Below are 8,183 nucleotides of genomic sequence, written 5' to 3' on the forward strand. Positions count from 1 at the left end.
CATTCTCACTCGACGTCTTCTTCAGGAGCCTGATGAGTTCGGTGAGGCGCGGATTGGACTTATCATATCTTTTGCTCATGATCCGTTACCCCCTGATTTCGCTGAGCGCTTCGAGGAGTCCATCTGATTGATTTTTCAGAAACAGCAGCCCCTGGTTTAGGATCTCTACGGCTGGGAGTGAACCATCACCCTCCATCGAGAAGATGAACTTTTTATCATCCATTTTGATATGGATGGCCGGTTCTTCTCCGATCCCACTGTTCAGACAGGCCTGTTCACAGAGCCGGCAGAGCGAACACTGAGCGTCTCCACCCTCCTTCACGGTGATCTTGCCGCCTTTCACTTCCAGGATATTCTTGGGACAGACCTCTACACACAATCCACACCCGTCACATGTATTTTCCGGGTTGATGATCGGATAGTTCTTGTATCCGCAGACCGTGACCGGCTGCCACTTTGCATGCTCAAAGCCACGGTTCAAAATTGCATATACTTCTAGTACGACCTTCTGGTTCTTCTCGAGTTTTACAATCGGGACATCCCCGACTGCCGGATGAACTGCCGGATCCTGTGAGATGAGATCTTCGGAGAGAACCATTCTCGGCCCTTCCACACTCATCGTCAGAGTAACCGTGCACAGGGAACAGCCCTTCCCATCACAGGAGCACTGATCCCGGGGTACATAACTCTTCAGGTCTGTGGTGAGTGGAATCAGTCCGATCCGGTGTGCAAGCATCTCGTCAAAGAGGGCGCTCGTGTTGTCATAGATTTTGACATCCTCGATCGCGAAACTCATAACTTCGCTCTGCATCGCCCGACGGAGTGCATTTGCAAAAGCAATATGCGAATCACTCAGCACAAACGAGGTGCTGTTGTCCTCAAGGCTGCTGAATTCGATCTTCATCAGACCCGACGACCTCTCTTCCCGCCTTTTGCTCTGCAGGAGTCGTGTGGTACTGGCGTGACATCTTCAATGATACCGATACGGACACCGGCACGGGCGAGGGCTCTGATTGCTGCCTGGGCACCCGGCCCTGGTGAGCGTTGCTTTCCGCGTCCTGGTGCACGAACCTTCACATGAAGACCGACTAGTCCTTTTTCCTTTGCTGCCTGGGCAACATTCTGTGCCATCTGCATGGCAGCGTACGGAGAACTTTCATTCCGGGCCTGCTTTACGACCATTCCACCACTACTCTTGGTGATCGTTTCAGCGCCGGTCTGATCGGTGACGGTGATGATGGTATTGTTAAAGGAGGCATAGATATGTGCCACTCCCCACTTTTCCTTCCCTTCAGCCATAGTTATCTCCCTACCTTGGCGATACGCTGTCTCTCTCCGTGAATATCACTGACCAGCGGGGAAGAACCTGCATACGAGATCTGTTCCTGTTCAGCTGCGCTGACAGTATATCCCGGAATGGTGACCCTTCTTCCGTTGATGGCAATGTGTCCATGGGTAATGAACTGGCGTGCCTGTTTTGGTGAGCGTGCAAATCCGTGGCGATAGACCTGACTCTGAAGTCTGCGATCAAGCTGCTGCTCAACACGGACTGAGAGCACATCATCAATGCCTGCATTTTCTCCAAGGATGCCAACGCGCTGTAAGTGACCGATAAGTTCGGACTTTTTGCGCTCGATGAGTTCCTGAACTGCACCACCAGACTGCAGTGCAATGATCTCACGGGCAGCCTTGCGGTATCGGCGGAGCGCACCCTTGGCGATCCAGACTTCCCGCTTGTTACGCAGACCATACTCAATTACCAGTCTGGTCTCTTCCTCAATACGGGAGAGCTCAAACGGGCGCTTGGGAGTCTGGTACTGTTTATGGTTCTTTCCTGGATATCCCATGATTCACCCTCACTCTTTCTTTCTCTTCACACCAACGATGAGGCCGGTTCTGCCGGTCGACTTGGTGCGCTGACCACGGACCTTCTGTCCGGTTTCGTGTCTTATACCACGATATGCACGTATCTTCTTGAGAATGTTGATATCGTCCTCGTTGATGAGAGCGAGATCAGTTCCAATGATGTGCTTGGGAACACCGGTGTAGACATCCTTTGGCCTGTTGGTCATCCAGACTGGAATTCGCTCTGAATAGTTGTTGACAACTTCACGAATCCGGTCAACAGATGCCTCATCAAGTTTTCCCATAAGTTCGTGCTTGGGGACCTCAGCCGCCCTCGCAATGATCTGGGCGGCATGTCTGCCAACCCCTTTGATACCGGTCAGTGCAACAATCACTGATTTAGTACCGTCGAGGTCAGTGTTGAGAACCCTGACGAAATAATTAATCTCCTGATCTTCCTGAGCCATGCAATGCCTCGCTTTATGAGAAAGCGCCTGCGTGTCAAGCGTTGAGGGAGGGATTTGAACCCCCGAGTCCCAAGGGACACAGGGTTAGCAACCCTGCGCCATACCTGGCTTGGCTACCTCAACAATCAAATTCGCATCTGTGTAGACACTCGCAACAGAGATTCTGTTGCTACAGGAATTGTGCTTACCAATGTGGTGGTGATTCGGATATAAGAGTTATGATGTTCCGGACCAGATCTGCAGGAAATAATTGGTGGATTATGCATTATTCCGATTTTTTTGCCGCACGAACAGCCTCAGATCCAATGAGCGCAGAGGTAACCAGCGGAAGTGCAATGGTAGCATCACAAAAACACTGAACCTTACTGCAGGTGCATGACTCCTTCCCCCATGATATTGCCTCTTCAAAGGTACAGCCTGAAAGCCCGCCAAAGTGCGGAGTGTCAGTCGTATACTGGATCGCATAGTCATGACCACTACAATGGCTCTTGTGAATCGATGCGATTACCTGAGTCTGCTGGATAAAGTTCTTCGGGACCCCGCCGCCAATATAAACAACGCCTGTTTTCCGGGTTTTTTCTACGAGGGCGGTGATCTCGTCTGCATCCCTGATCTGATCTACGATAATGGAATTCCCCTGTCTTCTGGCAATCACCAGACCGATCCCAATTGAGGAGTCACAGAGTGCAGGGATAAAGATAGGAACATTATGCATCACACAGGTTGCAGTGAGTGATCTTCCCTGTGGATAGGTTTCAATCAGCCATTGACCCAGTTTTTTTATAAATGAGGCTGAAGACCCTTCAAACCCCTGGCAAGTGCGTGAAAACTGTGCAATTATATTATCCACTTCTCTGAACTGTTCTTCGTACGCAAACACATCATAGATCCGATCGATCCCCTGTTCGAACAACTGGGTATCATCCGCGTGATGGTACCCGATATAATGCCTGACTCCGCAGTGTTCACAGATATCATGAAAGATGTTTGCGCCTGTTGAAACAATGGCGTCCACATATCTCCGGTTCACCAGCTCGATAAGACACTCCTGCATCCCGGCCGGGATCATCGCTCCCGATAAGCCGAGCAGAATACTCACCTGCGGATCCTCTATCATAGTACGCCATACGGTCACCGATTCACCAAGTTTTCTCCCCTGAAACCCGGTCCTGCTCATGGCATCTAAAAGAGCGGCAACATCAGAGACAGGTTTTACCGGCGTCGTCGGATCCAGCATCATCGATACCCGTTGGGAATATGCGGATATAAGCGTGTAGATCTGCTGAAAAAAAGGGGTCAGAGTGCCTGGATGAGTGACTGACGCGTCACGATACCGACAACTTTTCCGTTCTCGGTAACCGGCACACTGCTGAAGTTCTTCGTGCGCATGAGATCAATCACCTTGCTTACCGGTGTTCCCACCTCAACGCTCTTTACTGATGCAGTCATGATGTCCTGCACGAGGATGTTGCGGACCTGGTGTTCCTGATGACGGTCATCAACCGACTCACGGAACTTCAGAACAGCAACAGCGACATCTGTTTCAGAGACAATACCTGCCATCTTCCCGTCATTCATAACGACAAACCGGGAGATCTTCTCATCGATCATCTTCCTGCGGAGGTGAACCATCCGCTCGCCTGCTTCGATAAACTGGGCTCGTTCCATTACTGATGCCAGATCGCCTTCAGGAGCCATCTTTCCCAGAATATCACTTGAATTTACCTGACCGATAAGCCGGTTCTCAGTGTCGTAGACAACTGCAAGTTTATACCGTTCCTGCAGGAGCGGAATCAGCACATCTACCTCCTGATCATCATAGATGAAGGTGAAATCATCGTCAATGGTGTTGGATACGTGGATTGCTGTCGGTGAGACCTCTGAACTGTGCTTGGCGCCGATCTTTTCAACGATTTTATGACGTGAGATCGTACCGACTACTTCATCATTGTGCAAAACAATGAGGGGGTCAATGCCTACGTCGAGCATTTTATCCAGTGCCTCGGTTACGGGGATTGATTTTGCAACCGTCACCGGTTTTGACATAACATCTCTGACAAGTATAGTATTGGTCATAGAACCACTTCTCCTATGATATCATCTCTGGTAATTATTCCTTTTAGTCCCTGTTCATTCGTGATTATAAGGCTGGTAATATGTTTTTCAGCCATTGCACGAATCACATCCCCAGTCCGCGCTGTTTCTTCTATCGTGAAAACCGGTGCATGCATAATATCACCAGCAAGGAGTTTTGCGGGCATGTCACGCCCCTCCTGTGCAAAGGTGAGATCACTCTCCGAGATGATCCCACTCACGGACCCGTCATCACCGGTAACCACAACTGTTCCACAACCAGACTGCATCAGATCGATCACCCGATCGACTGAATGTTCACGTGTCACCTGATATACATCATGCATCACCCCGTTTACTGGTCGATCAAAGCCCGCCACAAGCGGAGATCTCATCATATCTGACTTGGTCACCATCCCGAGAATCATCCCCTGATCCACAACCGGAAGGCCTGAGATCTGATGAGTAACCATCAGAACCAGTGCATCGTGGATGCTGCTGCCAGGAGATATGGTGATAATGTCAGGGGTCATCACGGAAGAGACCGGTTCGTTATCAGAAGATCTCCGACGCCAGGCTGGATCACTGCTTTTGAGCCGGTACCCAATGTCTTTCCTGGTGATGATCCCTGTCATGATCTGACCATCCATTACCAGCACCCGCGATATCCGGTGCTTGAGCATCAGGTTCCGGGCATATGAGATGGTGTCCTCCGGACGGCATGCCCGCACCGGGGAGCTCATCAGATCAGAAATCAGCATATATCACCGTCCGTTCTGTTCCTGAGTCGCAAGTGCCCTGACTAGATCAAACTCAGTGACAAGTCCGGTGAGCCTGCTGTTCTCGATTACCGGGAGCGCGCCCACTCCTTTTGCAAGCATCTGACGGGCAGCTTCAGTGAGGGTCTGATGAGGTTCTATCGTGTACAGATTTCCATTGACAAGGTTCCTGACCGGCTGCGCCATAACTTCCGCAACATGACCGGTGACCAGGCTCTCAAAGATTTTTCCTGAACCAATGTACCGCACAATGTCGGTTGCGGTGATGATCCCATAGAGCACATCATTTTTGACGATCGGCAATCGTCTGAACTGATGACTGGTCATGACCTTGGTTACCATGGAGAGCGGACAGTCCGGCTCCTGCACCAGAAGTGATGAGGTCATCACATCACTGACTCGCAATGAACTGTAAGTCCGGCAGAGCACCTTGAGGATATCACGCTCTGTGACGATTCCGGTGAGTACCCCTTCTTCATCAATAAGGGGGATTCCTCCGATTCGATCCTTTAGAATAATCTGGATCGCTTCAGACAGACTGGCATCAGGGGGGAGAGTTCTGACCTCCGGTTTCATGATCTTGCTGACACTCTCATTGATCGCAGCAAGGAAATTTCCCTCATGTTTTACATTAATCAGGTTGAACTTCTCACCACCACCAAGAAAGTCCACCACATCCCTGGCCGTCAGAATCCCTTTAAGCCGATGAGTCCCGGGATCAACGATCGGAAGACGACGGACACCCCATTCGGTGAGGGTCTCGATCGCACCGAAGATCCGCATGGTCTGTGGAGCTGATATCACCTGCCGGGTAGCAATTGAAAATACTGTTCCTAGATCGTTATCATGTCTGGTGTGCATAATGGGTCTGATAATTGAGAATATATGATCACAAATCCATCCACCTGAACCTGAAAATCAGGTCCGGTTTTATGGAAAACCGAAAGGGGTAGGATTGTACCGGTCAGAGGCGGTCTTCTTCCATACAGAAGGAGCAGATGAAAGAACCATCAATATTTTTCAGGTCATCTGACATTCTGCCACATCTGCTACACATTCCTGACGAGAGATCTTTCGCCTGGTTTATAACAACCAGTTCGCTCATGAGTTCGTTGATCTCTGTCGAAACCGCCACAATGTCCCGTACGCTCACAATCCCGATGACAATCCCTTTCTCATTGACAATTGGCAGACGGCGAACACGGTTCTTAATCATCTCATGAGCCGCTTCCTCTACCGTTTTGTCACCATGAATCGTAATGAGGGGAGACGTCATGATATCATTGACATAAACCTCACTCGGCTTGATGTCTTTAGCAACAACTTTACAGTTTAAATCCTGTTCAGTCACGATCCCGACGGCAACATTATCCCTGAGTACAATACAACTGCCGGAGGGATCTTTGTTGCACATCTTTCGTGCTGCATCTGCAACCGTTGCTCTATAATCGATGGTCTTCGGGTTCCTTCGCATGATATCCCGCACGGCGACCGTAGTGTCGAGCTGGATCTTTTCATTTGCATACGTCATGGCTTTCACCTCTGTGATACCCGGGCAGATGCATCCATTCAGTTAATCATCCGGCTTCGATATTAATCCATCGGTCCCAAAATTGTTCAGAACGATAAGATCGGAGATTACTGGTGAGATAACAACAATAATAATCCTCCCTGATCATATCCATATTAACAGAACTCCGGATTTGCGGGAGATAATGCCGCTTCTGCCGGTCAGGACGATGAATATGGGACTGAGTCAGACCTTCTCCAAAATCCTTGCAAACCTCTTCCAGAAAAAAACCTCACGGATCGGAATTTATGGACCACCTAATGCAGGAAAAACCACCCTGGCAAACCGTATTGCCAGGGAATGGTCAACCGGCCAGGAAGGGATGGTCAGTGAGATTCCCCACGAGACCAGAAGGGCGCTCCGCTCTGAAAATATTACCATAACCGGAGCAAACGGGAAATCAATTACCATTGATATCGTGGATACTCCGGGTGTTACCACAAAGATCGATTATAACGAGTTCATCGAATACGGGATTGCCAGGGATGAAGCGATTGACCGGGCACGGGAGGCAACAGAGGGTGTTGCAGAAGCCATGCACTGGCTCAGAGAAGATATCGATGGTGTCATCTACATGATCGATGCAACCGCAGATCCCTTTGCCCAGGTGAATATCATGATGGTCGGTATTATCGAGAGCAGAAAACTTCCGGTGGTAATAGCGGCAAATAAGACCGATCTGCCTGATGCCTCACCACAACGGATCAGAACTGCCTTTCCCCAGCATCCGGTGGTTCCAATATCATGTCTGACCGGCACAAAAGTGGAAGAGCTCTATGAAGAAATGATCCGGACCTTCAGGTGATGAGAATGCAGGGAGTACAAATCGATCTGATATCTGCAGAACGGCTCGTGCGGATGCCTTCCATGGAGAAGATCCGTCTGATACTTGATCTTGTAAGAGAAGGAACTATCGTAATCCTTGAAACAGGCCTCTCACCAGAAGAACAGAGTTCACTAATCGAGATGACCATGCAGGAGATTTTACCGGATGGGTTTTCCGGAATAGAGATCGAATCATACCCTTCAAAACAGAAGAGTGGCATGTTCTCCCGTCTGATGCGGGGTGATGATGAGTACCGCCGCCTGACTGTCATCGGGCCAGCAAATCAACTCAAAATGATCCGGCGTGATCGTGACTTAATCAGCGCTTGGATCTCATCCCGGTGATCATGCCACATATCTGTCTCAGGTGCAAAACCCGTCTTGAACCAGCACCAGGATTAGCTCCCAGGTGTCCTTCCTGCGGGGGAACAAAATTTGCATTTGAGTCTGCAAGAAAAGAAGAAACTGGCAGATCAACAGTAGAACCAGAGCCTTCAACCGGAGTACCTGAAGTTCAGGAGAGTGGGAAAGTCCCGGCAACCCCCACCTGCGACAATAAAAAGCCTGTACCTGGTGATGAAGAACCCCTGACCACTGAATCGGTTGAGAGCATCAGAATCATAG

At 49.8% G+C, this 8,183-nt stretch carries 12 protein-coding genes and 1 tRNA gene; 3 read left to right on the plus strand and 10 right to left on the minus strand.

Translation table 11 applies throughout. The features are described 5' to 3' along the window. Positions 1–85 precede the first annotated feature (85 nt). From LUQ50_RS09500 to LUQ50_RS09545, 10 genes are all read right to left on the minus strand, one after another. On the minus strand, positions 86–904 hold the full coding sequence (locus LUQ50_RS09500) for a DNA-directed RNA polymerase subunit D (RefSeq protein WP_300039534.1): 819 nt from the start codon (positions 902–904) through the stop codon (positions 86–88). Beyond that, complete coding sequence (locus LUQ50_RS09505; protein WP_109968197.1) at positions 904–1,299, minus strand: 30S ribosomal protein S11; 396 nt, start codon at positions 1,297–1,299, stop codon at positions 904–906. Before LUQ50_RS09505 ends, LUQ50_RS09500 begins: the two co-directional genes overlap by 1 nt. 2 nt (positions 1,300–1,301) lie before the next feature. Continuing rightward, complete coding sequence (locus LUQ50_RS09510) at positions 1,302–1,847, minus strand: 30S ribosomal protein S4 (protein ID WP_300039539.1); 546 nt, start codon at positions 1,845–1,847, stop codon at positions 1,302–1,304. A 9-nt stretch (positions 1,848–1,856) separates the two neighbouring features. Next, positions 1,857–2,312 (minus strand): 30S ribosomal protein S13, encoded by a 456-nt coding sequence (locus tag LUQ50_RS09515; RefSeq protein ID WP_300039541.1) that lies wholly within the window; start codon positions 2,310–2,312, stop codon positions 1,857–1,859. 39 nt (positions 2,313–2,351) lie between these two features. Beyond that, positions 2,352–2,435: transfer RNA gene (locus LUQ50_RS09520), tRNA-Ser, on the minus strand. Between the two features lie 142 nt (positions 2,436–2,577). Beyond that, the gene (locus LUQ50_RS09525) at positions 2,578–3,552 is read right to left on the minus strand and encodes a deoxyhypusine synthase (RefSeq protein WP_300039543.1); all 975 of its coding nucleotides are present in this window, start codon (positions 3,550–3,552) and stop codon (positions 2,578–2,580) included. A 56-nt stretch (positions 3,553–3,608) separates the two neighbouring features. Further along, on the minus strand, positions 3,609–4,388 hold the full coding sequence (locus LUQ50_RS09530) for a CBS domain-containing protein (RefSeq protein WP_300039545.1): 780 nt from the start codon (positions 4,386–4,388) through the stop codon (positions 3,609–3,611). Beyond that, entirely contained in the window at positions 4,385–5,128 is a 744-nt protein-coding gene (locus LUQ50_RS09535; RefSeq protein WP_300039547.1) for a CBS domain-containing protein, read from the minus strand. Before LUQ50_RS09535 ends, LUQ50_RS09530 begins: the two co-directional genes overlap by 4 nt. A 21-nt stretch (positions 5,129–5,149) precedes the next feature. Beyond that, positions 5,150–6,025 carry a CBS domain-containing protein gene (locus LUQ50_RS09540; RefSeq protein ID WP_300039549.1) on the minus strand — a complete coding sequence of 292 codons (876 nt, stop codon included), beginning with the start codon at positions 6,023–6,025 and terminating at the stop codon, positions 5,150–5,152. 103 nt (positions 6,026–6,128) lie between these two features. Further along, on the minus strand, positions 6,129–6,695 hold the full coding sequence (locus tag LUQ50_RS09545; protein WP_300039551.1) for a cyclic nucleotide-binding/CBS domain-containing protein: 567 nt from the start codon (positions 6,693–6,695) through the stop codon (positions 6,129–6,131). A gap of 214 nt (positions 6,696–6,909) precedes the next feature. Here LUQ50_RS09545 and LUQ50_RS09550 point away from each other — a divergent pair, with 214 nt between their 5' ends. The 3 genes from LUQ50_RS09550 to LUQ50_RS09560 all read left to right on the plus strand — a co-directional run. Beyond that, positions 6,910–7,539, plus strand: a complete 630-nt coding sequence (locus LUQ50_RS09550; protein WP_300039557.1) for an Era-like GTP-binding protein — start codon at positions 6,910–6,912, stop codon at positions 7,537–7,539. Between the two features lie 5 nt (positions 7,540–7,544). Beyond that, positions 7,545–7,904, plus strand: a complete 360-nt coding sequence (locus tag LUQ50_RS09555) for a DUF2073 domain-containing protein (RefSeq protein ID WP_300039553.1) — start codon at positions 7,545–7,547, stop codon at positions 7,902–7,904. Between the two features lie 2 nt (positions 7,905–7,906). Next, a partial coding sequence (locus LUQ50_RS09560) for a Zn-ribbon containing protein (protein WP_300039555.1) occupies positions 7,907–8,183 on the plus strand: 277 nt, incomplete at its 3' end.

Source organism: Methanospirillum sp., from assembly GCF_028679455.1.
Taxonomy (GTDB): domain Archaea; phylum Halobacteriota; class Methanomicrobia; order Methanomicrobiales; family Methanospirillaceae; genus Methanospirillum.

What these genes read in the sequence shown, in the direction of transcription:
- LUQ50_RS09545 (WP_300039551.1), bottom strand. Translation starts at nt 6,695, where the DNA reads ATGACGTATGCAAATGAAAAGATCCAGCTCGACACTACGGTCGCCGTG.
- LUQ50_RS09540 (WP_300039549.1), bottom strand. Translation starts at nt 6,025, where the DNA reads ATGCACACCAGACATGATAACGATCTAGGAACAGTATTTTCAATTGCT.
- LUQ50_RS09530 (WP_300039545.1), bottom strand. Translation starts at nt 4,388, where the DNA reads ATGACCAATACTATACTTGTCAGAGATGTTATGTCAAAACCGGTGACG.
- LUQ50_RS09510 (WP_300039539.1), bottom strand. Translation starts at nt 1,847, where the DNA reads ATGGGATATCCAGGAAAGAACCATAAACAGTACCAGACTCCCAAGCGC.
- LUQ50_RS09535 (WP_300039547.1), bottom strand. Translation starts at nt 5,128, where the DNA reads ATGAGCTCCCCGGTGCGGGCATGCCGTCCGGAGGACACCATCTCATAT.
- LUQ50_RS09550 (WP_300039557.1), top strand. Translation starts at nt 6,910, where the DNA reads ATGGGACTGAGTCAGACCTTCTCCAAAATCCTTGCAAACCTCTTCCAG.
- LUQ50_RS09500 (WP_300039534.1), bottom strand. Translation starts at nt 904, where the DNA reads ATGAAGATCGAATTCAGCAGCCTTGAGGACAACAGCACCTCGTTTGTG.
- LUQ50_RS09505 (WP_109968197.1), bottom strand. Translation starts at nt 1,299, where the DNA reads ATGGCTGAAGGGAAGGAAAAGTGGGGAGTGGCACATATCTATGCCTCC.
- LUQ50_RS09515 (WP_300039541.1), bottom strand. Translation starts at nt 2,312, where the DNA reads ATGGCTCAGGAAGATCAGGAGATTAATTATTTCGTCAGGGTTCTCAAC.
- LUQ50_RS09525 (WP_300039543.1), bottom strand. Translation starts at nt 3,552, where the DNA reads ATGATGCTGGATCCGACGACGCCGGTAAAACCTGTCTCTGATGTTGCC.
- LUQ50_RS09555 (WP_300039553.1), top strand. Translation starts at nt 7,545, where the DNA reads ATGCAGGGAGTACAAATCGATCTGATATCTGCAGAACGGCTCGTGCGG.